At 70.8% G+C, this 209-nt stretch carries 1 pseudogene; it reads right to left on the bottom strand.

Annotation, left to right across the window (positions count from 1 at the left end):
- Window positions 1-209 (bottom strand): annotated as a pseudogene (locus AB1471_RS18275) (hypothetical protein); the annotation flags it as partial.

Consider the following 209-nt stretch of genomic DNA (forward strand, 5'->3'; position numbering starts at 1 on the left):
GTTGCCGGTCGTGAACCGGAAGTCCTGCTGGATGCCGAAGTCGAGCCCCGCCCAGGGACCGTTGATCCAGGCCGGCAGGCTCGGGGGGTCGAGGGCGGACAGCCCGTTGACGCCGCCCGAGAACACGCCCAGGTTGCGGATGAAGCGGGGCACGATCTCGCCGAAGCCGAGGGTGACGATGGCGAGGTAGTCGCCGCGGAGGCGCAGCG

This window comes from Jeotgalibacillus marinus (assembly GCF_040801915.1).
GTDB classification, from domain to species: Bacteria; Bacillota; Bacilli; order Bacillales; family Jeotgalibacillaceae; genus Jeotgalibacillus; species Jeotgalibacillus marinus.